The sequence below is a fragment of the Microvirga lotononidis genome, assembly GCF_034627025.1.
Taxonomy (GTDB): Bacteria; Pseudomonadota; Alphaproteobacteria; order Rhizobiales; family Beijerinckiaceae; genus Microvirga; species Microvirga lotononidis.
Map to the genome: position 1 here is coordinate 405,561 of NZ_CP141049.1, position 24,768 is coordinate 430,328.

A 24,768-nucleotide genomic window follows, 5' to 3' on the forward strand; every position below is an offset into this window, starting at 1 on the left:
CCCGACCACAGTTCACAGAGGAGCATGATTGATGTTGAGCATCACCAAGATGGCCACCCAGGACGGGACATTTACGATCTACGTTGATGCCAAGGCCGTGGCGTGGGGGCTCACAACGTCCGCGGCTGATGATCTAATTGCGACATTGCTGCGCGCTCCGGATTTTGCTGATGTTATGCTTTGAGCACGCGTTCCATATCGTACCTCCTCATTCCCTTGAGCAGGTCAAAAGGCTTTGCCGCAGGGGCGTCGTGATGGAGGTGCACTGGGAGCATCGCGAGTATACCGCCGACAGTCACTTGGTCGCCCGTTACGAGAGCTATCAAGCCTTAGACTCTGAGAAGCCCATTCAACAGAATGGCTGGTCCAAGTTCGTTCACGATGGCCGTCTGATCGATCGCGGGCACTTCATCGTATCAGGGTCCAGCACCAATATGCTGGATGAGGCATAACGGTATGTTAGGTGGCGGAGCGCTTTTCCCGCACGCTCTTCTTGCCTCGCTCGAGCGACCGGATTTGCTCCGGCCCCCGCTCGAGGGCCACCAGCACAGCCAGGATGTCAATGATAGCCAGATGGGTCAGGCGGGAGGTCATCGATGCGTACATCGTCTCGTCGTCGTGAACGTCGGTGGACAAGGTTACACCGCAATGGCGCGTCAGAGGCGACCCGCCGGTTGTGATACCGATGACCTGAGCGCCCGCCGCACGTGCAATCTCGACCGACCTGATAAGGTCGAGCGTTCGCCCTCCCGCCGAAATGGCGACAACCACGTCCGAAGGACCCAGGAGCGCGGCCGACATGGCATGAACATGGGGATCCGAATATGCGACGGTCGGGATCCCGAGCCGAAAAAACTTATGCTGGGCGTCAAGCGCTACAATTCCCGAACTGCCCTGACCATAGAATTCGATGCGAGCCGCGCGGGTCAGGATGCCGACCGCGGATTTCAGGATGCCACTGTCGAGGCGATCGCGCAGGGCGATCAGGGCACTGACAGACCGGTCTACGACCTTCGCGGCGGCGACCCCGATCGGGTCATCGGCCCTGACGTCCTGATGAACAATAGGTATGCCTCCGCCCAGGCTGCGCGCCATCTGGATCTTGAAGTCTTTCCACCCAGAAAACCCAACCGACTTGCAAAACCGCGCCACCGTCGGCTCGCTAACCCCGGCAGCTGTGCTCAGAGCCTCGATCGAGAGCTCCAGCACGCTCTGCGGAGCGCTCAATACGTAGTCGGCGACGCGAGCTTCCGACCGGCTCAGGTTGTTGCGGGCAGCCTCGAGCTGAGCAAGAAGGCCAAGAGGGCTTTGATCCATTGTGGCATCCAGTTGACCGATGGCGGCTTACCAGAGGGCAGGGGCCATCAGTCAGATATATTCATCATCCTAGGAGCCAGCCAGTCAAAGTTACACTTACTGCAGGCACTTAGCGGGGTTGTACCCGACAATGATGAGCCGAGCCCCAGGATTGCGGTCACATGCTCAAGACAATTATCGTTGAGGACGCAATGGTGATACTGCGAACAGCCCTACCAGCAGTCCATCCAGCCAACCAATGGACCAAGCTTCGAGAGTAACACTGGCTCATTCAGGACAAATTTAGGGATATGGGAAACAAGCCTCGAGGATCTTCAGCCAGCGTCACAGCCACGGTGGCTATGACCGTCGCCCGCGGGTTCTATCGCTCCCCGGCTCGACCTGAGGAAGTAGCAGAATGATAACGAACTAGGGAGGGGAGTCCCATGACGGCACTGACCGCGTCACCGGCTTGGCAAGCGCTCAAGGCGCATTCCAGAAGTACTGGACGGCACCACCTGCGTGAGCTGTTTGCCCGGGAGCCGGAACGCTTCAGCCGTTTTTCGCTTCGCCTCGGCGATCTTCTGCTCGATTACTCCAAGCATCGGATCACAGCCGAGACAATGGAGCTCCTGCTCGAACTGGCCCGATCCGCGGATGTAGAGGGCTGGCGTGACCGGATGTTCACAGGTAGCAAAATCAATGCCACCGAGAAGCGCGCTGTTCTGCATGTGGCCCTGCGCAATCGCTCCGGCCGTCCGATCCTCGTCGACGGCTCCGATGTCATGCCAAGCATTGACGCTGTACTGGCGAAGATGCACCTCTTTTCGGAGCAGGTCAGAAACGGTGCCTGGCGCGGCTCCACAGGCGAGACAATCACAGATGTAGTCAACATCGGCATCGGGGGATCCGACCTTGGGCCGGTCATGGTCTGCGAAGCCCTGAAGCCGTATCAGCGGCCGGACCTGCGGCCGTACTTCGTCTCCAATGTGGATGGTGCACATCTCACTCACACTCTCGCGGGCCTTAATCCAGCCCGCACCCTCTTCATTGTCGCCTCTAAAACTTTCACGACCCAGGAGACGATGACCAACGCTGCGAGTGCGCGGGGCTGGCTGACCGAAGCCCTCGGTGAGGACGCGGTGGCCAAGCACTTCGTGGCGGTCTCGACCAATGCTCCCGAGGTGGCACGGTTTGGCATTGACCCGGCCAACATGTTCGAGTTCTGGGACTGGGTCGGTGGCCGCTATAGCTTGTGGTCTGCGGTCGGCCTGCCGATCGTGCTCGCCGTTGGGTTTGAACGCTTTCGTGAGCTGCTCGAAGGCGCCCACGAGATGGATGAGCATTTCCAGAGCGCTCCGCTCAACCAGAACATGCCTGTTATCATGGGTCTCCTTGGGGTCTGGTACCGCAACTTCCTGGGTGCCTCGACCCTGGCCCTGCTCCCGTACGATCAGCATTTGAGCCGGTTTGCTGCCTACTTCCAGCAGGGTGACATGGAGAGCAACGGCAAGTCCGTGCGCCGTGACGGCAACCGGGTAGATTATGCCACAGGCCCGGTAATCTGGGGCGAGCCGGGCACCAACGGACAACACGCGTTCTTTCAGCTTCTGCACCAAGGCACGGAGCTAATCCCGGCGGATTTTCTGGCCGCGGTCGAGAGCCAAACGCCGCTGAGCGACCACCATGACAAACTGCTAGCCAATTTTCTGGCGCAGACGGAGGCTCTCGCCTTCGGCAAGGCCAAGGATGAGGTGAGGGACGAACTCGCGAAGGAAGGGTTGTCGGAGGAAGCCCTTAGGACACTCATGCCCCACAAGGTTTTTGAAGGGAACCGGCCGACGACGTCGCTGCTGTATCGGAAGCTCACACCGCATCGGCTTGGCTCTTTGATTGCTCTCTATGAACACAAGATCTTCGTCCAGGGCATCATCTGGGAGATCAACAGTTACGACCAGTGGGGAGTCGAGCTCGGCAAGGAGCTGGCTTCACGAATCCTGCCGGAGCTTCAAACCGATGCGACGGTGCTAGATCACGACAGCTCGACAAACGGTCTGATCAAGTACGTGAAATGGCTGCGGCAAGGGCACTCCCTTTAGGCGAGGCGCATCGTAGCTAGCAATCTGAGCCACAGCTCAGCGAGGACTGGCCTTATGACGAACGAGCCCACAGACGAATGCGGACGCAGACAACATCGGCTCGGGCTGTCCTGTGGGGCATCGATGGCACTCTGCTATTGAGTGAATCTATAAACTTTCGCGTTCTGCGTCTTGCCCTGTATACAGAAGGCGTCGAGGCGTCCAATGAGTTTCATCAAGAGATCGTTGGCCAGTCGGCTACGGTCGTATACAAGAAATGCCGCCAGAGTTTCGGCATTTCCGTGAGTTTGAATGAATGGCGCCGGCTGAAATACAGCTATTGCACCGCCCATGCGGCGGAAATCGCGGCACGGCCCGGTGCACTGGGGCCGGTTTGTACCACATTTTTTGCGCCTGCATCCGTCTTGTCCCATTGACCTTTGTGCATGAGTTTTGCATCAGTGCACCGAGAGTTCTTACTGCAGGAGAGTTCAGATGATTGGTATTGGACAGAAGCTGCCCGCGTTCTCGGTGACCGGCGTGAAGCCGAAGTTCAACGTTCATGCTGAAAACGGCGAGAGTGCTTTCGAGACGATCACCGAAGCAAGCTTCCCCGGAAAGTGGAAAGTCATCTTCTTCTATCCGAAGGACTTCACGTTCGTATGCCCCACCGAGATCGCCGAGTTCGCTCGCCTGTCGAGCGAATTCGCTGATCGCGATGCCGTTGTCCTCGGCGGCTCCACCGACAACGAGTTCGTCAAGCTCGCCTGGCGTCGTGACCACAAGGACCTCGATCGGCTTGCCATTTGGCAGTTCGCCGACACCAACGGCTCGCTGGTCGACGGCCTGGGCGTGCGCTCGCCGGACGGAGTGGCTTATCGCTACACCTTCGTCGTGGATCCGGACAACACGATCCAGCACGTCTATGCGACCAATCTAAACGTGGGCCGCAATCCCAAGGACACCCTGCGCGTCCTCGACGCCTTGCAGACCGATGAGCTCTGCCCGTGCAACCGCGAGGTCGGCGGTGACACGCTGAAAGCCGCCTGAGGCACGCCATGTCCATCGAGAGCCTCAAGGAAAAACTGCCGGCATTCGCGAAAGACGTGCGTCTGAACCTGTCTTCGCTAGCGTCCGACGAGACGATGTCGGACCAGCGGAAGTACGGTCTCCTCATTGCCTGCGGGCTTGCGACCCGCAACCCGGTCGTCGCAAGTGCATTGGAAGTGGAGGCGAGAGCCCGCCTTTCGTCCGAGGCGCTCGATGCGGCGCGCGCCGCTGCATCGATCATGGCGATGAACAATGTCTATTATCGTTTCGTGCATCTGGCCTCGAACAAGGAATACGGTTCGATGCCGGCGCGGTTGCGGATGAATGTCATCGCCAATCCCGGCGTCGACAAGATCGATTTCGAGCTTTGGTCGCTTGCTGTCTCGGCCATTAATGGCTGCGGCCTGTGCATAGACAGCCACGAGAAGGTCTTGCGAGAAGCCGGCGTCGGTGCGGCCGAGGTCCACACAGCCGTTCGCTTCGCAGCCGTTATCCAGTCAGCTGCAGTTGCCCTGGAAGCTGCAGGGCTATCGCGTCTGGTCGCAGCGTAGTAGATCGCTTCATCGAGGAGGCCTCAGGACGGCTCACTCGAAAGCGTGCTATGTGATCCTTCTAGGACAGAGAGCGTGCACTCAGCGCGAGCCCTTCAGGAGGCCTATTACATTGCAAATAGGTCGAATGCAGCCAATATGAGCATTGGCCGATTTCAAGGTGGCAGCGCTTTTTTCCTCCCTGCGCTGTCGTGTCGGGCCGTTCCCTCTGGAAGGTTTTGACGATTTTTGCCGGACCTCAACTTTATGCCGGGCCTATGGCCCGGCTTTTTCGTGCATAGCCTAAGCAGGGCTGCTGACGGCCGAGTACGCCGAGCGACTGAAAACGTCGCCGTCTTCGGCTTCAAGTTACCCGCCGATGAAATGGCCAGGTGGCATCCCGCGTTCATGGTATCCAGAGCAGGGCGGGAGCTCCGGCCCTGCGATCAGAAGCTTAATGAGATTACGCGAGTGGTTGGTATTGCATCGCTCACGCGGAAGAGGAGCGACACCGACCGTGTGGCCATCACGCAGCGGCGATGAAACGATTGACTGAGCGTTTCAGCTCATGCTCGGCTTCAGCAAGTTTCTTGCGCCTGTCATCTAGCCAGGCATTTCCGGCAAGCAGAGAGTTAGCCTCGTCCTCTTGCAGAGCCGAAACTTGGCCCGGGTGGACGCTCCCGGTCGAAACACGGCTTCGTACGAAGGTATCTACGTCGAACGCGCGAAAGACAGTTTCGTCATCGAGTCTCGGCGGCCGCAACTTCAGTTCATCGGCAGCTTCGTCCAGCAAGGAGCCCGTGAGATCGGCCGGTTGAAGGTTTGTCATCGTTGCTATCCGAACGAGCCGAGCAACGATGTTGTGCGCCTCGCGGAAGGAAATATCGCGCCGCCTGACAATCTCATCAGCCAGGTCGGTAGCTGTCGACCAATTTGCGGCCGCCAACCGCTTCATGCGAGCTTCATCGACACGAAGCGTCTGGATCACAGCCGACATCAGTGCCAGAGATCCCGAGGCGGCGACGAATGCCCGATCCAGGAGAGGAAGCTCGCGCATCACGACATCGCCCGTGCCCTCTGCCCGGAAAGTGGCGAGCGCCGTGGAAAGCCAAGTCACGGCTTCTCCGGCCGCAAACTTCACCGCCTCAAGGGCTGTGGGGTTCTTCTTCTGGGGAAAAATGCTGCTCGTGCCGCATAATTCATCCGCGGTTTCGATGAAGCCGAACTCATAGCTGGACCAGAGGTGGAGATCGGTTGCCAGATCGTTGAGGGTCGACATCAGGAACGAGAGACTCGAAGCAACTTCGGCCGCATAATAGGCCTCGCGCGCCAGCCTGGAATTCTTGACCAAACCGTCGAACCCGAGAAGTTCGGTCGTCCGGCTGCGATCGATCGGCCAGGAGGTCCCCGATAGGCCTGCACCGCCGAGAGGATTGAGGTTCAAGCGTCCGTACGAGGCCGCCAATCTGTCGAAATCGTCCCCGAGCTTGTTGCAGAAACCGAGGAGATATTGCCCGAAGACTCCGGGATGAGCATGCTGGAGACAGGTATATCCCGGCATGATGGTTTCATGGTGCTTGCCAGCCAAGTCCAGCAGATTGGCCCGGAGCTTGCCAATACCGTCCATCACCAGGAGGAGCTCCGAACGCTTGTACAGACGCCGGGCCGTCGGGCCCTGATCCAATCTGCTCCGGCCGATGTGCATCCGTCCCCCGGTATGCTCGCCGACCCGCGAGATCAGGTAACGCTCGATCTGAAACAACAAACTACCATGCGTAGGATCCATCGGGATTCCCTCCGGACCGACAGTTTCGATCTCCTTTAAGGTCTCTAGGATGCTGCGGGTCTGAGCGCCTGTCAGGATCTCCCGCTCGCCTAGCATGACCGTATGAGCGAGGTCGACCCTGATGAAATACTGAAACTGGCGCTTTTCCCGCTCAAGATGAGGGGCCTCAAAGAAGGACAGCAGCTCCTTCGCGGGCAAGGAGTCGAGGCGTGCCTCTGGGCGGTCTCCCGCGGAAACGTGAAAGTTCTGCATATGGTGATCCGATTGCATGTGAGAGTGGCTCGACCAGATCACGACCAAGGCTCGATCGCGAGACGCTCAACCGCCTCCGGATTGAGGATCAAGCCAAGGCCTGGCCTGTCGGGAACCGTGATGAAGCCGTTCTTAGGTTCCGGGCGGTCAATGTAGAGTTCCGCCCAGAGTGGGTCCCGATGCGGGTCGGGGTAACATTCCACATAGGTGGGATTCGAGATCCCTGCCATCATGTGCATGCTGATGTGGGGCTCGCCGACCTGACCCATTCGGATGTCCGAGAAGGACGCGGCACCTGCGAGCTTCACCCAGCCCGTGATGCCGCCGCCGCGGTTGTAGGTCACGTTGATGACATCGACAGCTTCCGACTGGATCAGATGATAGGCATCGAAGACCGATACCTCGGATTGCCCGGCTCCGATCCGCATCCCTGTCTTCCACCTCACCTCTCGCAACGCTCTTACGAAGTTGCGCGGACGGGTCGGCTCCTCGAGCCATGCGATATCATGGGGTTCAATAAGCCTGGCGAACCGCACGGCTTCATCCGGCGTCCAGGCCATGTTGGAATCCGCGACGATCGCGAACCTGGGCCCTGCCTCATCCCGAGCGATCCGAACCCGCTCGGCGTCTTCCTCGATGGACAAGGCGCCGACCTTGAACTTGATCCCTGCGAGGCCCTGCTCCCGATAGCTGCGGATCTCGCGTCTGATGCCGTCCTCGTCGCGACTTGTCTCGTAGTAGCCCCCGATGCCGATCACCGGCACCTTTGCACTCACGCCACCGAGGAGACGCCAGACAGGCAGACCCGTGATCTGACCCTTGAGATCCCAAAGAGCGGCGTCAACGGTGGCGACCGCCATCATGAGCGATGCGCGGTCGATGTATGCCTTGTCATGATCAAGCATCCGCTGCCACAGCCACTCGCCGCGAAGGGGATCTGCGCCGACCAGAAGGTCTTTGAACGCACCCCGGACAAGAGATTTCAGATAAGAGCTGTATCCGGACTCATTGCCGACGCAGACAACGCTTCCCAAGCCTTGGTCCGTCGTGATGCGGCACAGCAAGGCGGTGCGCGCCGCAAGAGTGTAGGTCCCTCCGCTGAACGTGGAGGGCAGGTCGGCTTTGATCTGGCGTAACTCGACATTTGTGATTCTCACGTCCGAAACTCCTTCATCCCCGCAGAACCCACTCGTTAAACTTCTTGTCGGACAGCGCCTTGTTCTTGCCCCAGAAGGTGTCGTCGACCCGAGTGGTCTGCTTGAGGTTTTCAGGGAAGGTCGGCAGTTGGACTGCGATCTTCTGATCGATGAACTTGTACGCCTCCGGATTGGACGGGCCGTTGGGTAGCTTGGTCGTGAAGGCCGCCTGCCGATCCGGGCGGGCGCAGAACTTGATGAACTGGCGCGCAAGGTCGGCCTTGGGCGCCCTCTTTGGGATGCACCAGCCAGTGGCGCTATAAAAGCCGCCGTTCCATGTGACCGCGACCGGTGCACCAGCCTCCGCGGCGGATTGCGCTCTTGCGTTGAAGGTTGGGCAGATGTCGACCTCACCGTTTTGCAGGAGCTGGGCACTCTGCGCGGCCGAGTCCCACCAGACCTTCACTTGAGGCTTGATCTCGTCCAGTTTCTTGAACGCCCGGTCCCAGCCACCGGGTGCTTCAAGGACCTTGTAGATCTCCGCACCGCCCGGGACACCATCTGCCCGCAAGGCGATCTCGATCATGTCGCGGGCGAGCTTTCGCATGGCCCTGCGTCCGGCGAATTTGTTCACGTCCCAGAGATCGGCGAAAGAGGTCAGGGACTCCTTAAACCTGTCCGTGCGATAAGCCAGCACGAACGTCACTACACTGTCCGCAAAGTAGAATTCATTCTTCATGTCGGCTGGGATCGCCGTCATGTCCGGGCCCGTTAGGTCGAGCGGATCCACCAGTTTTGAGGCGACGAGCAGGTCGGCAACGTCCGAATTGATACCTCCGCTCACGTCCCAGTTGTAATTGTTCGTCTCAACCTGCGCCTTGAACTCGGCGGATGGATTCGATCGCCGCACCACCGGAATGATGGTGATGCCCGTCTCCTTCTTGAAGGGCTCGTAGTAAGCTTCGGTCCAGGCGGTCGTATACACGCCACCGGGGTCGGATACGGTCAACGTCTGTGCCGCTTCGCTGCGTTGCCAGATGGCCGGCATCATGATGCCGGCCGTGCCCACGGATAGCGACTTGAGCATCGTCCGGCGGGTGATGCGATCCTTGACGAACATTCTATTCCCTCTCTGGTTCTGGGGTGGAACTCAAACTGATCAGTAGCTCTTCTTCCTGCGCCCGATCGCTTCGCCGCAGATGATGACGACTGTCACGAGGGCCAGGATCAGTGTCGAAACGGCCGCAAGGGTCGGGCTGACGTTCATGAGGGCATCGGCCCACATCTGCCGCGGCAGGGTCGTGGACGTACCACCGCTGATGAACAGCGCGACAGTCAGCTCATCGAAGGATTTGACGAAGGAAAACAGGAAGGCTGTGATCATGCCTGTCCGGATGATCGGCAGAGTCACTCGCCTGAAGGTCGTGAGCCGGGTCGCTCCAAGGGTCCACGCCGCGTGGTCGAGGCGAATGTCGTAGTTCCTTAGCACCGCCATGATCGTCACGATGGCATAGGGGAGGGAAAAGATTGTGTGACCGAGGATCAAGCCGAATGAGGTTCCGACCAATCCGACCCTCGCGAAGGCATAGAAGAGCGCGAGGGCGACGATGATGTGCGGCATCACCATTGGCATGAGGATGAAGGCCATCACCAGGGACTTGGCGGGGATCTTCTGCCGGGACAGCGCGAATGCGGCTGGCGTTCCGATGATGACCGACAAGACCGCAGTGCATAGGCCGACCCATACGGACCGGATCATGGCCTGCTGCCAGAGTGGTGATGCGAAGAGAGCTTCATACCATCGCAGGGAAAACCCCCGTGGCGGCCACTCGAAGAACGAGCTCCCCGAGAAGGAAATCGGTACGAGGAAGAATGACGGGGCGGCCAGGAAGATGACGACGGCCATGACTGTCGCCCAGAGAACGACACGGGGCCGCTCGGGGGCCTGGACCTTGCCCCGTCCGGGGAGCCGGTCGTACAGCTCCCCTGCATAGGCGCCGATCCAACCGAGGGCCGCCGTGATGAGGTATCCGAACCTGGCGCCAGCGCGGTTCAGAGACCCGCCTCTCCTTGAATTCGTGGCCTTGATGTCCCCTGTCAGAGCCGTCATTCCCAGAACGAGATCGAAGACGTAGAAAACCGCGATCGACGCAACAAGCAGTAGGACGGCAACAGCACCGGCAAACCCCCAGTCAAGCATCTCGTCGATCTGCACCACGATGACCTGGGCCAGCATCGTCTCCCTCGGGCTCCCCAGCAAGGTCGGGGTTACGAAGAAGCCAAGCGAAGTGATGAAGACGAGAAGACCTGCTGCCGCAACGCCCGGAAGGGACAGCGGGAAGTATATCCTCCAGAAGATGTGGGATCCGCGGGCGCCCAATGTCGCGGCAGCCCGGTGCAGGTTCCTGTCGATGTTCTGCATCACGGCAAGCATCGTCAGAATGGCAAGTGGCATCATGGCATGAGACATGCCTACGATTACGCTCGCAAAATTGTAGATCAGCTCCAAGGGAGCATCCGTCAACCCGAGGGTTGTCAGGATCTGGTTGAGAAGGCCTTGTCGCCCGAGGATGACGATCCATGCGAAGCTGCGGACCAGCACGCTTGTCCAGAAGGGCATGAGGACCCATAGGACCAGGCTGCTCCGGGCCCGCCCGGTGGTCGTCGCAAGGAGGTAGGCAACAGGATAGCCCGCAATGAGACAGACGACGGCTGTCCATAGGGAGATGTTGAACGTACTACCCAGAACCCGAAAATAAAGGCCGCTCTCGAAGAGCCTAAGATAGTGTTCGGAGGATAGCTGCCCGGTGTCGTCTATGAGGCTGAGCCTGAGCAGTTGCGATACGGGAATGAGGAAGACCGTCACGAGAAGGACGAGAGCCGGGAGGACGCCCCAGCCGCGTACCCATTGGTGCAGGCGTTGGGTTAGGCCTGTCGCAGTTCCTTTCATAGCGACACCGCTGCCGCGTGTTGGATGACCACGGTGTGCTCCTGGGACCAGCCGAAGCGGACCGCATCTCCGGGCTGGGCCGCGCGGTGGGGGCTCCGGGTCAGGTGCATCGCCCCTATGGAAGTTCCGTCTGACAACCGACCATAGTACCGCGTGACCGGCCCGACCATGATGCTTTGCTCCAGGATGCCCGAAACCGCGTTGTCGCTGGTGTCGCCGTTGGCAAGCAGCCGGATATGCTCTGGACGTACCATCACGTCCACGGCTTGGCCCACCGTCAGCGAGCCCAGGGCATCGGCCTTGACGCTAGAGTCGCCTGGCCCTCTTAGGCAGACGTTCACTCCGACATCAGAGACCGTGGCCTTGAAGATGTTGGAGCCTCCCAGAAAGTCTGCCGCGAAGACGCTGATTGGGCGGAAATACAGGTCGGCGGGAGTGCCCAGTTGCTCGATGCGACCATTATTCATCAGGCATATGCGATCAGACATCGCCATCGCCTCTTCCTGGTCGTGGGTCACGTATAGGATCGTTGCGCCCAGCTCGGTATGAAGGCGCTTGATCTCAAGCTGCATGTGATCACGGAGCTTCTTGTCAAGAGCCCCGAGGGGTTCGTCCATGAGAATGATGGAGGGCTCGTAGACAGCGCAGCGGGCCAAGGCGATCCGCTGCTGTTGACCGCCGGACAGCTCACGTGGCAGGCGCTGGGCCACTTGAGGCAGGCGCACTATCTCGAGGATACGCTCAACCTTCTCGCGGATGCCGGCTTCGGACATGCGCCGCATGCGAAGGGGAAATGCTATGTTCTCGTACACCGTCAGATGCGGGAACAAGGCGTAGTTCTGGAACACCATCCCGATGTCGCGCTTGAAGACGGGTTCGAATGTGGCGTCCTTCCCGTCAATCCAGACCTCTCCGGCATCTGGGACGATGAGGCCGGCCAGCATCATGAGAAGGGTGGTCTTACCTGAGCCCGAAGGTCCGAGAAGAGTCAGGAATTCCCCTGCCGGCACCGTGAGTGAGGTATCGCGAAGCGCATGAACCTCACCATAGCTTTTTCTCAACCCAGTTAGTCTGACCTTCATGCGGTCTGGATGCCGTGGCGCCAATTTCATGTTCCCGTATTTTCGTTTCTTACGAAGCCTTTCGAAGGAAATTATTGAAGGTTGCCGTTATTTGTCCAATTGATTTAACTTTGATGGGTTGATTAAAATTACAAATGAGAGGCTGACATGGAGCTCAAGCAGCTCGAGGCGTTCGTATCCATTGCAACATTGCGAAACTTCAGTGCAGCGGCGAACAGGCTCAACATCACCCAGCCGGCGATCTCGCTCAGGCTGAATGCTCTTGAACAGGAGCTCGGCACGCCACTATTTGATCGGTCAGGAAGCAAGATCCAGTTGACGGGCCCAGGCCTTGAGCTGTTGCATTACGCGGAACAAATCATCGACATGTCCTATCGCCTGAAGGCGACGGCTCTTGGTGAAACCCGCTCTCACCAGAAGGTCCGCATCGGCACGACCGATACGATCGCCAACTCGTGGCTGTCGGAGCTGGTCGCAGAAATCATCAACGGGCTCCAGCACCTGACCTTCGAGATCATCACGGACACCACGCGCAATCTGAGGGAGCGGCTCCTCTCCGGTGAGATTGACGTGGCCTTCCTCATGGGGCCGGTTCACGAGAAAGGTATAAGGAACCTACCCTTGAAGACCTATGAGAGTGCTTGGGTTGCTGGTGAGAGGACCAAGCTTCCGAAAGGCATTCTCACCCTCGACCAAATCGCACCATTCCCGATCATCACATATGCGCGGGACTCTGCAACCTATACCACGATCGAGGAGCTTTTCCGGATGAGTGGCCTTTGGCCCGTGAGGCTCAATTCATGCAGTTCGACGGAGGTGATGATCCGTACCTTGGTAGCAAGTAATGCGATCGGAGTGATTAGCACGGCCTGTCTCGTGTCGGATCGAGGCCTGAGACGGCTCAGGTGCGAGGTGAAGCTTCCCGACTATGAATTCTGCGCCGCGTATCACTTGGACTCGGTAGGCCGGGTTGGAATGGCAGTTGCGGAACGTGCGCAGAAACTATGCCAGAGCTTCTGAGGTGGGGAACTCAGCTCTGGAATGATAGGGTTGACCCACCTTGAACCTTTGATAGGGCCCTTCTTTCAGACACGTCATCAGATTTCCGAAACAGCATCCTCTCACGATTTTGGGATAGACCGATTCTCGCACAGTTCAGCAAACCGGTCGGGGATCGCATCATCGGTTGGCTAGGCGTTTGGGATGAAGCGAAGGGTTCCTGCACGGCGGGTTGGCTTGCCAGTGTCGTTTGTATGATTGACACCATCCATGACAGACACCTCCGAGAAATCGAATGGGCTTATCCCTTCCAGACAAGCCACGTTCACAGCATACAGGTTCTGGTCAGACCGTCGTTGATGATGAGTGTAAATCCCGCAACGCGAACAGAAGAAGTGCTGGGCTGATCCGGTATGGAAGCGGTAGGTTGTCAGTGCATCCTCCCCTTCCAGGATCCTGACGCCACCCATCTCGGCCATGACCACTACGGCGCCTCGCATTCGGCAGTAAGAACAATTGCAGCGGCGGATCGAATTGAAGCCGTCGCTCAGCGTTGCTTCGAAACGCACCGCGCCGCAATGGCATTGGCCAGTATGAACATTCGGGTCGCCTGCCATGCGCCTTGTATCTCCTATTCCGATCACACTTGCGCTTGATCATGGTCAGCGGATCGAGCCAGCGCTAGACGCAACGCAAGAACAAGGGGAATGATCATGGCTGCCGTGAGGGCCGATGCCCATATCCCGTTGGCTGTACTCGTCCGATCGGCAATCAGCCCGTAGGCGATCGGCGCGACAGCGCCCATGATGACGACACCTGTGTAGAACAGGGCAAACGCCCGTCCTATGTCACCCTTTGGAGCCAAGTCGGGAACGGTTCCATAGAGCACCGACGACGTGCCATTCAGGACGATGCCAAGCAACGGCAGCAGGACAAGCGTCGCATCGAGAGGAAGAAGCAGTGTCGTGATCATCAACAGGGTGGTGGCCGCTTCGGTTACCACCACGCTCACCACAACGCCGAGGCGCTGTCCGAGCCAGCCGCAGACCGCCTTGCCCAATGCTCCGCCGATGAAGATCAGAGCCAGGGCGAGGCCGACCGTCGCCTCGGCTCCGCCCTTGTCATGGATGAGGAACGGCAGGAACAACAGATAGCCCATGCGGGGAGCTGAATCGAGAGCCCCGATCGTCAGGAGCAAGGTGAATCCCTTGCCACTCCCACCATGCTTCCTGGCTTTCGCATCGTAGAAGCCAGGAGCCTGAGCCTGCCGCGGGATCAGCAACAGCAGCGCCCCCGCCACCAATAGTCCGAGGAGTGCCACCAGTGCCACGACCGACCGCCATGCCAGGATCGGAAGCAGGAGAGCGACAAGAGCCGGAAGGATGGCCTTCCCCAGGTCTCCTGCGAAATTGTAGATCCCCAGCGGGCCTTTCGCCTTATCGCCATAGGCGTCGGTTACGAGCACGGACGCCCGCGGGTGCTGGATGCTGGACCCGATGCCTGCGAGGGCAAGTCCGATCCCTAAGACACTCAGCCCGCCCGGGACGGCGGCAACCAGATATCCGAGTGCCGCGACGAGAGTGGCAAGTGCCAAGGCCACGCGTGCGCTGGTCACCCCAAGCCATCTGTCGCCGGGCACCTGGAGGGCGCCCATCGTACCGAAGTACAGCACCCGCATGATCGCCATGCCTGCATAGGAGAGGCCGAACTCCCTCTGCCAGATGGGAAGCAGGGCGTAGATCAGGTCCGAATAGCCGTCATGGAGCGTATGGGCGAGGCAAGCACCGGCGAGATCGCGTCGCTGACGCATGGTACATGTTGTCCGTGCTTCCTGCCGGCCCAGGGCCGAATCCGTCTTGAGCATCCTGGCGCCGCGCTCCACTCGTAGCAGGCACTCATTCGATCGAGGGCCCGTCTCGGTTCGGAATAAAGGGGGCTCGGATCCTCCGTCAAACAAAGGATCCTCATTCCTTCATGAGCGAACACTCATGATCACTGCTCATGGTCATAAATGGCCTGCGCTTGCTGTGCCATCCGGACGATCCATTGCCGGAACGACGAGATGGCCGGGAGTTGCTCCCGTCCCTTCGGGCAGACGAAGTAGTATGCAAGGGGTGATGGGTAGCGCACGCTGAGAAGGCGGATGAGCCGCCCATCCTTAAGCTCCGTTTCGACGTGGGCACTCCGAACAAGGGCAACCCCATATCCAGCCAAGGCAGCCTCGATCGTCATGTTGGCGTCAGGGTAGAGTGTACCGCCCGGAGCAAGGGACATATTGACCCCGGCACGTTCGAACCAGGCTTGCCACTTCGGGATCAGGTCCGATCCTCCCCTGAACAGAAGCGGATAGCGCAGGAGGTCCGCGGGAATATCGGGCACTCCAAGTTTGGCCAGGAGGCTCGGGCTGGCAACCGGAAACAGGTATTCGCGTAGGAGCTGTTCGGTATAGAGTCCCCCGTACTGGCCAGTGCCATACCGGATGCCGACGTCCGCATCTTTTGGGCCGAAATCGATGAGGCGGTCCGTAGTCTCGTCGATGCAAAGCTGGAGTTCGGGGTGGCATACCTCGAAGTCCGGCAACCGCGGAAGAAGCCAGCGGGATGCGAAGGATTGGGTAAGACTAATTCGCAAGGGGGTTCGTTCGCGACGGAGACGCAAATCCGTCAGCGTGGCATCCAGGCTGACCAGGAACTGACGGATGATTGGCGCCAGCGCATCGCCTGCCGCAGTCAGCCTCAGGGCCTTTCCTCGCTCGAACAACCTCATGCCCCAGAACGCTTCGAGATACTGGATCTGATGGCTGACGGCACTTTGGGTGACATTCAGTTCGGCGGCCGCGGCCGTGAAGGTGTTATGGCGTGCCGCGGCCTCGAAGGCCCTTAGCGTAGGGGTAGGCGGCAGTTCCTTCATGGATCCCTCTGCTCCGTGGTCGCCGGGGATCATATGAGCCCCGGCTCATGATGCAATGGCGACATCCATCCTCAGAAGAGACTGAAGCCGCTGGCAGGTAAGATGACTGGCACCGGGTTCGAGAGGTCAAGGCGGACACGGCCCTGATGGGTGTCCGCAAGGACAGAGGTCCTTCTGCGTTCGCATCAGAGGGTCTCGTGAAGATCCTCCAGACTCGGTTCGCGGTGTCCGGCCACAAGCTTGGGTCGGGAAAGGTAAGACGACGGTCTCGAGCCATGCCCGTTTGACCGGCACCGGCGAACTTGGAATCCGGGAACTTCCGGAAATGGCACATCCGCGCGCATTGTCAACTTGACCGGATTTGCCCTGCTTTGAAGGATCCTGACCCAAGGTCCAGGACGTACTTTCAATAACTTAGGTTTCGTCGTTACGTCCTCAACCAGTCCTGATTTGCTCAAGTTGCTAGAGTGGACGCTCGCTGCTCACCGGCATCAAAGTGCCAAAGGGTGGTCGTCGTGGAGAGGGCCACAAGGAGAGGGAGCGTCCGCCATGCAGATTACCACAGTCGGCCTGGATCTCGTCAAACACATCTTCCAAGTGCATGCGGTTGATGAGACCTGTCAATTGGCTTCCAAGTTTGACCCTCGATCAGCGTCCACCGCCAGGTGCAGCTTGGAGCCCTTCTTGCGCTTGGCGCCATCATAGCTGGCCCGAGCGCCGCTCTCGGGCATGGAGCATAAGGTGGGCTGTCGAGCACGGCGGCCGAGCGCTCCTCGGTGCGTCCAGCCGCGAGGCGCAGCATGGCGCGAGGATCGTGCGCCTGCTCCTCAAAGCAGCCGGCGTTGAGCCAGCGTTGTGCCTGCTGATCAACGGCTACCTCTGGCATCCAGTGCCAAGTTCTCCCGTCTTGACGATGTAGTGTAGGCCATTGAACACCTCGTGCCGGGAGTGCTCCCGCTGGCCGGCATCTTTGGGCAGGAGTATCAGGTGCGGCACCGCCAGCGCCCATTCCTCATCAGAGACATCGGAGGGGCAGGTTTGAGAGCAGAGATCATCCCGCCCCAATTGCCGTGACCTTAAGCAGGGTTCATCCAGACAGTTAGACCTTTATTATAGAGTTAAGGGGCTTTGCTTTTTCGAGTCGGGCGGCCCATCCTCGAGGGAGGCGAGGCAAGTTTCGCACGGATTGGTTTGCTTGTCCGTTCCTTTGATGGCCCAACCTCCAGCCAAGGAAGGACCAGTGATGTAAACTCCTCAGCCCGACGGACAGAACTCGGCGCGGAGTGTGCCACAGCAGCCACCAGTGCCTCAATGATGGCCAAGGCGCTGGCATTGGAAACGGAGGAGAGTTGCCGCTCGGAGCAGGCGTAAAGGCTCGTATCAGCGATTGCTGCGAGAGGAGACTGATGACTATCAGTTACCGCCAGAATCGGAACGCGTCGCAACTTCGCGAGGCGCGCGAGCTCGATAGTATCCTTGATGTACCGAGGGAAGGCGATTGCGATGACAAGATCGGATGCATCGAAGTGAGACAGATGACGCGCCCCACCGAAAGCGCCTTCCGTGTTCGACACGCTGCGCACATCGTCTCTAAATTGCCCAAGACCATTCGCCAGCACGGATCCTAGGCTTGCGGCATTGTCAAACCCAAGCACGTAGATGCGCCTAGCCGAGAGAACGAGATCAACAGCCCGGGCACAGCTATCCGCATTCAAGGCCTCCAGAGTCCTTTGGACGTTACGAACATCTTCATTCAGAGAGGCCTGGAAGACCTCTAGGGTAGTCGATGTTTTTGAGATTTGCTGCTCAAGCCGGTTGACTGGTTCCAGTGCCGTTTCGAAGCCTTTGATCAGCTCATCCCTGAACTCGGCGTAGCCGCCGAAGCCGATGGCGCGGGCAAACCGGTTTGCTGTCGCAACTGAGACCCCCACTGCCTGAACAGCTGTGTGGATACTCATACGTGCCGCTTGTACGGGTTCGGCCAATACAAAGTCTGCGAATGTCCTGAGCGCTCCCGTCATATCAGGATAATGACGCCGAATTCGCTCCGACACCGGCAAGGTGGCCTGACTTTTAGCACTCATAAAGCGATCTTGCCCAAATTTTCACCGCTTGGTCAATTGTATCAATTGTAACATGTGCTAGCATCTGTTTGTAACAATTCTTTCCGACGCTTTGGCCTGAAGATTAGGAGGCTCGCCGTGAACCAGGATCGCCGGACCTTTTTGAAGATGATGGCGCTTTCCGGCGCTGTCCTACCCTACGCAAGCAGTCAAGCTTCGGCTCAGTCTGCTGCCAAGGTTCGGGTGCAAATCGGTTGGATTCCAAACGTCCAGTATGCGGGTGAATGGATCAGTCTCGAGCGCGACCTCTTCGCAAAGCATGGTGTCAGCGTCGAATGGTATCCAGGTGGGCCGAATGCACTCCCGGCCCCAGTGGTCCTGGCCGCTGGCAAGGCGGATCTCGGCTACAGCACGTGGTTCCCATTGCTTGACGCCGTCGCCAAGGGCAACGACCTCGTCATGATCGGGGCGGTCTTTCCCAAGAACCCACTCGGCATCATCTCGCTTGCCAAAAAGCCTATTCTCAAGCCTCGGGATCTGGCCGGTGCCAAAGTCCTTGCGCAAGGGCCGAACGAGAAGACGGCGATCGACGCAACCCTGTCGTTGGCGGGCCTCCCGGTCCAATGGACACAAGTGCCCGCTGGCTTCTCCCCGGAACCGCTCCTAGCCGGAGAAGGGGACGGATACACCGCCTTCGGCGTGAACCAGACGATCACTCTGGAGCAGATGGGGCTGAAGTGGGGGAAGGACTTCCATTTCGTCAGCTTTGACGACCTCGGGTTCCGCACCTATGGAGCGGTCCTGATGACGACACGCGCCTATCTCGACCGCAATCGGCCTGCCGTCGTCGGCTACTTACGTGGCATCATTCAGGGTTGGCAAGAAAACGAAAAGGATCCGGCTATAGCGGCCCATCTGGCCGCCGAGAAGTATGGAGCCGATTTCGGATTGGATTTGAAACAGCAGATCCGTCAGAATGAGTTGCAGATCCCCCTCACACGGTACGACGAGCAAGGTAAGCTCCGGCTGGCTCTTGATCGCGAGATCATGAGCGGGCCCATGTACGCCGCTGCACGTGCGACAGGGCGGACGAACCTGCCAGATGTCGACAAATTGGCTGACTTCACGATCGTCTCTGAAGCACATCAAAGCCTGTGAGGTTCACACAGTAATGACTATCTCGGCTGCAACTCACACAGGCGTACCGGACGCTGTCGATATTCTCGTCAAAGGATGTGATGCCGTTACAATGGACAAGGGCGGAGCTGTCCTAGCCAATGCGGCTATTGCCATTGCAGGCGGACGTATTGTCTGGATTGGGCCATCTGCTGAGGCAGGTATCCTGCCCAAAGCGGCTTCTGTTATCGACGGTTCCAGTCGGATTGCTCTTCCTGGCCTCATTGATGCCCATGTCCATACCGCCCAGCAACTCCTGCGCGGTAAACTTGCGGAGCTCAGCCGGTCGCGTCCGTTACGTAATCCGCCGTGGAAGAACTATTTTGTTCCGTTTGAGAGCCTCCTCGAACCCGAAGACGTTCATCTGAGCGGACTTGTCGCTTACACAAATATGATTTCGGTTGGTACCACCTGCTTCGCCGAGGCGGGCGGTCCGCATCCTGATGAGATGGCGCGGGCGGCCGTTGATGTTGGAATCCGGGGCTTTGTTGCCTTGTCAACAGTGGATCAAAACACAGGCTTTGCGGGACGTACCGTTCCTGGTTCGATGCTGATGACCACTGAGCAGGCCTATGATCGCAACGTCAGCTTGGTAAAGCGCTGGCGGAAGGAAGACCGGGTGAAGGCTTGGCTCTCTCTCCGACAAATCATCGTCTGCACGCCCGAGCTTATTACGGCCATGGCGAGCGCCGCCAAGGATCTCGACGTCAAGATCCATACGCATCTTGCAGAGGGCACCTATGAGGTGGATTACGCACTCGAGAACTTCGGGAAGCGCCCGACGGAATACCTCGATGATCTTGGTGTACTCAGCCGGCATCTCCACTGTGCCCACTCCGTACTCCTGTCGCCCGATGAAGTTGATCTTTACGCCAAGAACCGCGTCTCAGCCTGCCATTGCGCCTTCGGCAATTATGGAATTGGCATTCCCCGCCTGCAGGAGATGTGGCGTCGAGGAATTGATATCGGATTGGGGACAGATGGAGCAGCCTCGGCTGGAACGCTCGATATGTTTCAGGTCGCGCACGTGGCACGCGTCGGCCAGCAAGCCAGCATTGGTCATCAATTTCACACACGCATTCCTATGAGCGCGGAAGAGTTGCTTAAGGTTGCGACCCAGGGCGGCGCAAGGGCACTGGGCATTGAAGACGAGATCGGAAGTTTGGAGGTCGGTAAGCGTGCTGATCTCATCCTCGTTGATGTCACTGACGCTGATCAGATGGGCGCCAAGGACCCGCTCTTTATCGCCTCGACCGTGAGTGTTGGTCGCGACGTCAGGACCGTGATCGTTGACGGGAAACTTGTTATGAAGGATCGGGAAATCCTGACTGTGGACATGGAGGAGATTCAGCACCGTCTGGCTCGGCGGCGCCCCGAAATCATGGCCCGATTTGACGCACTGGTGGCCTGACTTCCATGCGGATCAGCACGTTGGCGCCCCACTCCTCGCGCAGTTCAGATACTGCGACCGCACCCTCGATCCGGGTATCAGAAGTTACCAAGCAGTTCCAGCTTGACGATGGTCGCGAGATCCAAGCGCTCAGGGATATGTCGCTTGAACTCGGGCAGAGCGAGTTTGTGGCGCTTCTTGGCCCAAGCGGATGCGGTAAGAGCACAATTCTAAGGCTTGTGGCGTCGCTCGAAAGTCCGACGAGTGGCGTGGTTGAGGTGAATGGCCGACCGCCCGCTGAACTCGCTCGACAGCATCGTCTCGGCGTCGCATTTCAGGACCATGCCCTTCTTCCCTGGCTGGATGTCGCAGCTAATGTGGCGCTTCCGTACAAGGTGGCGGGCTTACCTGTTGATGTAAAGCGGGTGTCGGAACTGATCCGCTTGGTTGGCCTCGCTGGTTTTGAGCGGGCACGTCCCAAGCAACTGTCCGGTGGAATGAGGCAGCGTGTGGCAATCGCGCGGGCGCTCATTTTGGCTCCGGATGTCCTCCTCCTGGATGAGCCATTCGGAGCCTTGGATGCGGTCACGCGACGGCAGATGAACATTGAACTGCAACGGATTTGGTCCGAGCAGCGGATCACGACGCTTCTGGTCACCCACGCCGTCGATGAGGCCCTTTTCTTGGCTGACCGCATCATCGTTCTAAGTGGCCGGCCGGGTCGTGTCATCCGCACGCTTGAGGTGCCGTTCGCCCGTCCTCGCCATGCCGACATTATGCGCAGTGAGGCGTTTCACCGGCTCTGTGACGAGCTGACAGACGCACTTGAAACACCTGTCGAGGAAACTTTATGAGCGTCGTCCTCTCAGAGCGCATTCGAACACTGTTGCTTGGCTCGCTTGGCGTTGGGATATTTCTTGGCCTCTGGGAAGTGGTTGGCCGGCTTAGGTTGCTTGGGCTGAGTTGGCCGCCGCTCACTGAGGTACTCGCGCTGTTAGGCACTCCAGCACGGTGGAGCCTATTTGCCCGCGCGCTCGCCGCGAGCCTCGAAGCTTTGACTGTTGGATACCTGATCGGACTGATCAGTGGCATCATTGCCGCTGCCCTGGCTCATCTCACCCCTTCACTGAAGCTAGGCTTGGATCGCACAAGTGCGGTCATTCATGCCATCCCGTCCATCGCACTCGCTCCTCTCTTCATCCTGTTCCTAGGTCGAAACGCTACCCCGGCAGCACTGGCTGCCCTGAGCGTCTTCTTCGTAAGCTATGTTGCGACCTCGTCCGGGTTAGGCTCCGTGCCGCGACCCTTGCAGGACCTCGTTCATGTACTTGGAGGCACGCGCCTAACTCAGTTTGTGAGGCTTGATCTTCCGGCGGCATTGCCAGTTCTCGCCAGTGGGATGCGGCTGGCTGCCCCCGCAGCGCTCATCGGAGTCATTGTTGGCGAGTGGTTTGGAGCACCTCGTGGCTTGGGTGTGCTTGTGATCAATGCAATGCAGAATTTCCAGATTCCCTTGCTCTGGAGCGCTGTTCTCCTGGCGGTCCTGGTGTCTCTGACCTTGTTTGGCCTGCTTGGTCTCTTACAGCACTATGTGGCGCGCCGCTTCCGATGAGTGAACTCCAGCCAATGGCAACCAAGGGTATCCGCGGCAAAGCTGTCGGGAAGCTTTTGACATCCCTGCAGAGCCTGTGGGGTGTTCTGGCAATTGTCCTCCTCTGGGAACTCTGGGTTAACCTCTCCCAGCTGAATACAATCGTGATGCCACGCCCGCTGGATGTAGTCTCGGACATCGCCTCGGCGCCTGGCGTCTACTTCGCAAGCACGGCGCAAACCCTGTTACTTGCAGTAGTAGGTTTAATCCTAGGTATGATCATTGGAACCGCCCTCGCAATACTGACGTGGCTATCCCGGATTCTGGCGGGGCTTTTAACACCATTGGGACTGATTTTTGCATCAGTCCCTGTAGTCGCCCTCATCCCGGTCCTTGCGCGCATCTTCGGCTATGATATCCGAACTGTGCTCGCGATTGTGGTGATCATCTCGTTCTTCCCCGCATTCGTGTTCACGACTGCAGGCCTGCGTGCACCGCCGCCAGGAAGTGATGATCTCTTTCGGGCTCTCGGAGCTCCTACCCTTCGACGTCTCTGGCTGCTGGCTATTCCAGCGGCTGTTCCGGAATGGGCGGTGGCGCTACGCCTTGCCGCAGCCAACAGCATCCTGGCTGCAATGGTTGCAGAGTTTCTGATGGGGACGAGTGGATTGGGACATCTTTTCCACGCTGCTCGAGCAGACCTCGACATGAGCCGTGCATTAGGCGCGAGTGCTATTGCAACCGTCATCTCGGTCATGTCCTTCCTCGCTGCTTCGAGATTTGAGAAGAAAGTACGCCAGCACTGGAGCTGAGCCTGACGATCAACACCTCCACTTTGGCACACCAAGGCCATTGGGGGGCGTCCACATGGGGTAATCGCGGGAGCGAGTCGCCCCGAACCAGTCACGCCCGGAAAGTTGCATAGCTCGTGGATCACATATGGGGGCAGGTCTAGACCAACGCTGAATTAACATCACACTCGGATCACCCGCATGGGGCAGGCCAGCTGAGGCCTTCATGCGCACGATCAAGCGCGATTATGCCCGTGTCGGCTCTTGCCCGGATGCCCGGTCCATGATGGCCGGGCTGGTTTGCTCATTACAACCAGCTTCACCTGAATCGGGCTCTCGGCTATCGTTCACCCCGCGAGTTCACCGCGGCCCGTCAAACGCTGGAAGCCATGTACGCTCTTTAAGGGGCAACAACAGTTCGACGGAACTGATGTGCACACTATCCTTACCAGCTTCGGCATACGGACGGCCGCGATATGCGGAATGCTCTCGGATATGTGCCTCGCTGCTACAGCGCGGGCAGTCATGGAGCATGGTTACGGTGTTTTGCTGCCGCACGACGCACATGCAACTTACGACATTCCGGCTGGCCTAGAGCGTCGGACTGAAAGACGGGTCCACAACACCCCAGCCCTCTCCGTTGGGCAGAGGTGGGATCCGGGCGGGTCCGACAAAGCGTCCGACGCTCTAGGATCAGAAGCGATTCCCGCAGCGATAGCGGCGCGAGCGGCAGAATGGTCGCTTGGCGACGAGATAAAGATATGTGCGGCGTCGCATGAAGTCCGTTTTGTAGCAGCGCGCTCCGACTCGCCGGCCATCTTTTGATGACTGTCTGAAAGCTAGACCGCCGTAGATGTCGAATTGACATTCAAACCGCAAGCCGCCCGTGTCATGTGGCACGGGCGGCTTGACGCCTAGCGCGTTTCTATCTTTCGAGCGGAGACTAGAAGCATCATCGGCCGTTCGAGTTCTTCAGCCAGTTCAGGCAACTGCTCGATCTGTTCGCGTGTCGGAGCAAATTCCTCGACCCGGCGCAGTTGGAATCCCGCATCGATCAGCGTATTGAGCGTCGTGCCGATGGTCCGGTGAAACTTCAACACGCCTTTGGCGAACCAGTCCGTGCGGCGCTCGCCCTCAAGTGAGTAGCCGTTGACCGGCCATGTCTTGCGGCCGTCTTTATCGATGATCCAATCCGGATGTGCCGCAGACATGAAGATCGGATGCTCAGCCGTAAAGACCAGATCTCCGCCGGGAACGAGCGTCTTATGAATCATACGCGTGAGGCGCCGGAAGTCTTTGACATAGTGGAACGTCAGAGCGCTGTAGACGACGTCGAAAGTGGCCTCAGGCAGTTCCAGCGTCTCGAGATCTGCGATCTGATATTCGATGGCGGGGTCCGAGGTATCGGCTTTAGCGCGGGCAATCATGTTCTGCGACAGATCGAGGCCAAGCACCGAGACCGCGCCTTGCGCGCGCATCCAGCGCGATGCCCAACCGAAGCCGCACCCTAAATCGGCCACGCGCTTGCCCGTGAGCGCAGGCAGCATCGCCCGGATTGCCGGCCATTCGGGCGCACCGTCAAGCCCGTGAACCTGTCGCGGCAACTGGCTGTAGCCAGCAAAGAAGTTGGGATTGTCGTAGATATTCTGTGCCATGTTTAGCTCCATAGGGAATGGAGGACGAGGCAC

22 protein-coding genes and 2 pseudogenes are annotated in these 24,768 nt (G+C 58.8%); 12 read left to right on the top strand and 12 right to left on the bottom strand.

What is annotated here, in order from left to right; genetic code table 11:
• Positions 1-31: 31 nt before the first annotated feature.
• Complete coding sequence (locus tag U0023_RS25380) at positions 32-184, top strand: hypothetical protein (protein ID WP_009762443.1); 153 nt, start codon at positions 32-34, stop codon at positions 182-184.
• Between the two features lie 275 nt (positions 185-459).
• On the opposite strand, the gene U0023_RS25385 is transcribed toward U0023_RS25380, so the two are convergent.
• Positions 460-1,317, bottom strand: coding sequence for an SIS domain-containing protein (locus U0023_RS25385; protein ID WP_009762445.1), 858 nt, complete (start codon positions 1,315-1,317; stop codon positions 460-462).
• Positions 1,318-1,742: 425 nt separating this feature from the next.
• Between U0023_RS25385 and pgi the strand changes: the two genes are divergently transcribed.
• From pgi to U0023_RS25405, 4 genes are all read left to right on the top strand, one after another.
• Positions 1,743-3,395, top strand: a complete 1,653-nt coding sequence (pgi, locus tag U0023_RS25390; RefSeq protein WP_009762446.1) for a glucose-6-phosphate isomerase — start codon at positions 1,743-1,745, stop codon at positions 3,393-3,395.
• Between the two features lie 77 nt (positions 3,396-3,472).
• The gene (locus U0023_RS25395; RefSeq protein ID WP_009762447.1) at positions 3,473-3,811 is read left to right on the top strand and encodes an HAD family hydrolase; all 339 of its coding nucleotides are present in this window, start codon (positions 3,473-3,475) and stop codon (positions 3,809-3,811) included.
• A 58-nt stretch (positions 3,812-3,869) separates the two neighbouring features.
• Positions 3,870-4,424 (top strand): peroxiredoxin, encoded by a 555-nt coding sequence (locus tag U0023_RS25400; RefSeq protein WP_009762448.1) that lies wholly within the window; start codon positions 3,870-3,872, stop codon positions 4,422-4,424.
• An 8-nt stretch (positions 4,425-4,432) separates the two neighbouring features.
• Entirely contained in the window at positions 4,433-4,975 is a 543-nt protein-coding gene (locus U0023_RS25405; RefSeq protein ID WP_009762449.1) for a carboxymuconolactone decarboxylase family protein, read from the top strand.
• Between the two features lie 505 nt (positions 4,976-5,480).
• Here the strand turns inward: U0023_RS25405 and argH are convergent.
• Genes argH through U0023_RS25430 form a run of 5 tightly spaced genes read right to left on the bottom strand, consistent with a single transcriptional unit; the run spans position 5,481 to position 12,160 of the window.
• The gene (gene argH / locus U0023_RS25410; protein WP_154661073.1) at positions 5,481-6,992 is read right to left on the bottom strand and encodes an argininosuccinate lyase; all 1,512 of its coding nucleotides are present in this window, start codon (positions 6,990-6,992) and stop codon (positions 5,481-5,483) included.
• Between the two features lie 38 nt (positions 6,993-7,030).
• The gene (locus U0023_RS25415; protein WP_009762451.1) at positions 7,031-8,149 is read right to left on the bottom strand and encodes a mandelate racemase/muconate lactonizing enzyme family protein; all 1,119 of its coding nucleotides are present in this window, start codon (positions 8,147-8,149) and stop codon (positions 7,031-7,033) included.
• A gap of 13 nt (positions 8,150-8,162) precedes the next feature.
• Positions 8,163-9,248 (bottom strand): ABC transporter substrate-binding protein, encoded by a 1,086-nt coding sequence (locus U0023_RS25420; protein WP_009762452.1) that lies wholly within the window; start codon positions 9,246-9,248, stop codon positions 8,163-8,165.
• 39 nt (positions 9,249-9,287) lie between these two features.
• Positions 9,288-11,078, bottom strand: a complete 1,791-nt coding sequence (locus U0023_RS25425; protein WP_009762453.1) for an ABC transporter permease subunit — start codon at positions 11,076-11,078, stop codon at positions 9,288-9,290.
• A complete protein-coding gene (locus U0023_RS25430; RefSeq protein WP_009762454.1) occupies positions 11,075-12,160 on the bottom strand; it encodes an ABC transporter ATP-binding protein in 1,086 nt (361 codons plus the stop codon). Before U0023_RS25430 ends, U0023_RS25425 begins: the two co-directional genes overlap by 4 nt.
• Positions 12,161-12,307: 147 nt before the next feature.
• Between U0023_RS25430 and U0023_RS25435 the strand changes: the two genes are divergently transcribed.
• Positions 12,308-13,180, top strand: a complete 873-nt coding sequence (locus U0023_RS25435; RefSeq protein WP_009762455.1) for a LysR family transcriptional regulator — start codon at positions 12,308-12,310, stop codon at positions 13,178-13,180.
• Between the two features lie 170 nt (positions 13,181-13,350).
• Here the strand turns inward: U0023_RS25435 and U0023_RS25440 are convergent, their stop codons facing one another.
• The 5 genes and pseudogenes from U0023_RS25440 to U0023_RS25460 form a co-directional block, all read right to left on the bottom strand.
• Entirely contained in the window at positions 13,351-13,776 is a 426-nt protein-coding gene (locus U0023_RS25440) for a GFA family protein (protein WP_083861412.1), read from the bottom strand.
• A gap of 23 nt (positions 13,777-13,799) precedes the next feature.
• Positions 13,800-14,969 carry an MFS transporter gene (locus tag U0023_RS25445; protein WP_245272952.1) on the bottom strand — a complete coding sequence of 390 codons (1,170 nt, stop codon included), beginning with the start codon at positions 14,967-14,969 and terminating at the stop codon, positions 13,800-13,802.
• A 182-nt stretch (positions 14,970-15,151) separates the two neighbouring features.
• Positions 15,152-16,069, bottom strand: a complete 918-nt coding sequence (gene gcvA, locus U0023_RS25450) for a transcriptional regulator GcvA (RefSeq protein ID WP_009762458.1) — start codon at positions 16,067-16,069, stop codon at positions 15,152-15,154.
• Positions 16,070-16,722: 653 nt separating this feature from the next.
• Positions 16,723-17,134, bottom strand: a pseudogene (locus tag U0023_RS25455) (transposase); the annotation flags it as partial.
• A gap of 53 nt (positions 17,135-17,187) precedes the next feature.
• The gene (locus tag U0023_RS25460) at positions 17,188-18,153 is read right to left on the bottom strand and encodes a MurR/RpiR family transcriptional regulator (RefSeq protein WP_040638582.1); all 966 of its coding nucleotides are present in this window, start codon (positions 18,151-18,153) and stop codon (positions 17,188-17,190) included.
• Positions 18,154-18,270: 117 nt separating this feature from the next.
• Between U0023_RS25460 and U0023_RS25465 the strand changes: the two genes are divergently transcribed.
• The 6 genes and pseudogenes from U0023_RS25465 to U0023_RS25495 all read left to right on the top strand — a co-directional run.
• Entirely contained in the window at positions 18,271-19,290 is a 1,020-nt protein-coding gene (locus tag U0023_RS25465; RefSeq protein ID WP_009762460.1) for an ABC transporter substrate-binding protein, read from the top strand.
• Between the two features lie 91 nt (positions 19,291-19,381).
• Positions 19,382-20,719 (top strand): amidohydrolase family protein, encoded by a 1,338-nt coding sequence (locus U0023_RS25470; protein WP_322883840.1) that lies wholly within the window; start codon positions 19,382-19,384, stop codon positions 20,717-20,719.
• A gap of 5 nt (positions 20,720-20,724) precedes the next feature.
• A complete protein-coding gene (locus tag U0023_RS25475) occupies positions 20,725-21,552 on the top strand; it encodes an ABC transporter ATP-binding protein (protein WP_009762462.1) in 828 nt (275 codons plus the stop codon).
• Complete coding sequence (locus tag U0023_RS25480; RefSeq protein ID WP_009762463.1) at positions 21,549-22,310, top strand: ABC transporter permease; 762 nt, start codon at positions 21,549-21,551, stop codon at positions 22,308-22,310. Before U0023_RS25475 ends, U0023_RS25480 begins: the two co-directional genes overlap by 4 nt.
• A complete protein-coding gene (locus U0023_RS25485) occupies positions 22,307-23,101 on the top strand; it encodes an ABC transporter permease (protein WP_009762464.1) in 795 nt (264 codons plus the stop codon). Before U0023_RS25480 ends, U0023_RS25485 begins: the two co-directional genes overlap by 4 nt.
• Before the next feature lie 396 nt (positions 23,102-23,497).
• Positions 23,498-23,905: pseudogene (locus U0023_RS25495) on the top strand (isochorismatase family protein); the annotation flags it as partial.
• A gap of 89 nt (positions 23,906-23,994) precedes the next feature.
• Here U0023_RS25495 and U0023_RS25500 read toward each other — a convergent pair.
• Positions 23,995-24,735, bottom strand: a complete 741-nt coding sequence (locus U0023_RS25500; protein WP_009762465.1) for a class I SAM-dependent methyltransferase — start codon at positions 24,733-24,735, stop codon at positions 23,995-23,997.
• Between the last annotated feature and the right edge of the window lie 33 nt (positions 24,736-24,768).

What these genes read in the sequence shown, in the direction of transcription:
- U0023_RS25420 (WP_009762452.1), bottom strand. Translation starts at nt 9,248, where the DNA reads ATGTTCGTCAAGGATCGCATCACCCGCCGGACGATGCTCAAGTCGCTA.
- U0023_RS25485 (WP_009762464.1), top strand. Translation starts at nt 22,307, where the DNA reads ATGAGTGAACTCCAGCCAATGGCAACCAAGGGTATCCGCGGCAAAGCT.
- U0023_RS25400 (WP_009762448.1), top strand. Translation starts at nt 3,870, where the DNA reads ATGATTGGTATTGGACAGAAGCTGCCCGCGTTCTCGGTGACCGGCGTG.
- U0023_RS25480 (WP_009762463.1), top strand. Translation starts at nt 21,549, where the DNA reads ATGAGCGTCGTCCTCTCAGAGCGCATTCGAACACTGTTGCTTGGCTCG.
- U0023_RS25425 (WP_009762453.1), bottom strand. Translation starts at nt 11,078, where the DNA reads ATGAAAGGAACTGCGACAGGCCTAACCCAACGCCTGCACCAATGGGTA.
- U0023_RS25445 (WP_245272952.1), bottom strand. Translation starts at nt 14,969, where the DNA reads ATGCGTCAGCGACGCGATCTCGCCGGTGCTTGCCTCGCCCATACGCTC.
- U0023_RS25385 (WP_009762445.1), bottom strand. Translation starts at nt 1,317, where the DNA reads ATGGATCAAAGCCCTCTTGGCCTTCTTGCTCAGCTCGAGGCTGCCCGC.
- U0023_RS25500 (WP_009762465.1), bottom strand. Translation starts at nt 24,735, where the DNA reads ATGGCACAGAATATCTACGACAATCCCAACTTCTTTGCTGGCTACAGC.
- argH (WP_154661073.1), bottom strand. Translation starts at nt 6,992, where the DNA reads ATGCAGAACTTTCACGTTTCCGCGGGAGACCGCCCAGAGGCACGCCTC.
- U0023_RS25470 (WP_322883840.1), top strand. Translation starts at nt 19,382, where the DNA reads ATGGACAAGGGCGGAGCTGTCCTAGCCAATGCGGCTATTGCCATTGCA.
- U0023_RS25430 (WP_009762454.1), bottom strand. Translation starts at nt 12,160, where the DNA reads ATGAAGGTCAGACTAACTGGGTTGAGAAAAAGCTATGGTGAGGTTCAT.
- U0023_RS25460 (WP_040638582.1), bottom strand. Translation starts at nt 18,153, where the DNA reads ATGAGTGCTAAAAGTCAGGCCACCTTGCCGGTGTCGGAGCGAATTCGG.
- U0023_RS25405 (WP_009762449.1), top strand. Translation starts at nt 4,433, where the DNA reads ATGTCCATCGAGAGCCTCAAGGAAAAACTGCCGGCATTCGCGAAAGAC.
- U0023_RS25475 (WP_009762462.1), top strand. Translation starts at nt 20,725, where the DNA reads ATGCGGATCAGCACGTTGGCGCCCCACTCCTCGCGCAGTTCAGATACT.
- U0023_RS25395 (WP_009762447.1), top strand. Translation starts at nt 3,473, where the DNA reads ATGCGGACGCAGACAACATCGGCTCGGGCTGTCCTGTGGGGCATCGAT.
- pgi (WP_009762446.1), top strand. Translation starts at nt 1,743, where the DNA reads ATGACGGCACTGACCGCGTCACCGGCTTGGCAAGCGCTCAAGGCGCAT.
- U0023_RS25440 (WP_083861412.1), bottom strand. Translation starts at nt 13,776, where the DNA reads ATGGCAGGCGACCCGAATGTTCATACTGGCCAATGCCATTGCGGCGCG.
- U0023_RS25435 (WP_009762455.1), top strand. Translation starts at nt 12,308, where the DNA reads ATGGAGCTCAAGCAGCTCGAGGCGTTCGTATCCATTGCAACATTGCGA.
- U0023_RS25380 (WP_009762443.1), top strand. Translation starts at nt 32, where the DNA reads ATGTTGAGCATCACCAAGATGGCCACCCAGGACGGGACATTTACGATC.
- gcvA (WP_009762458.1), bottom strand. Translation starts at nt 16,069, where the DNA reads ATGAAGGAACTGCCGCCTACCCCTACGCTAAGGGCCTTCGAGGCCGCG.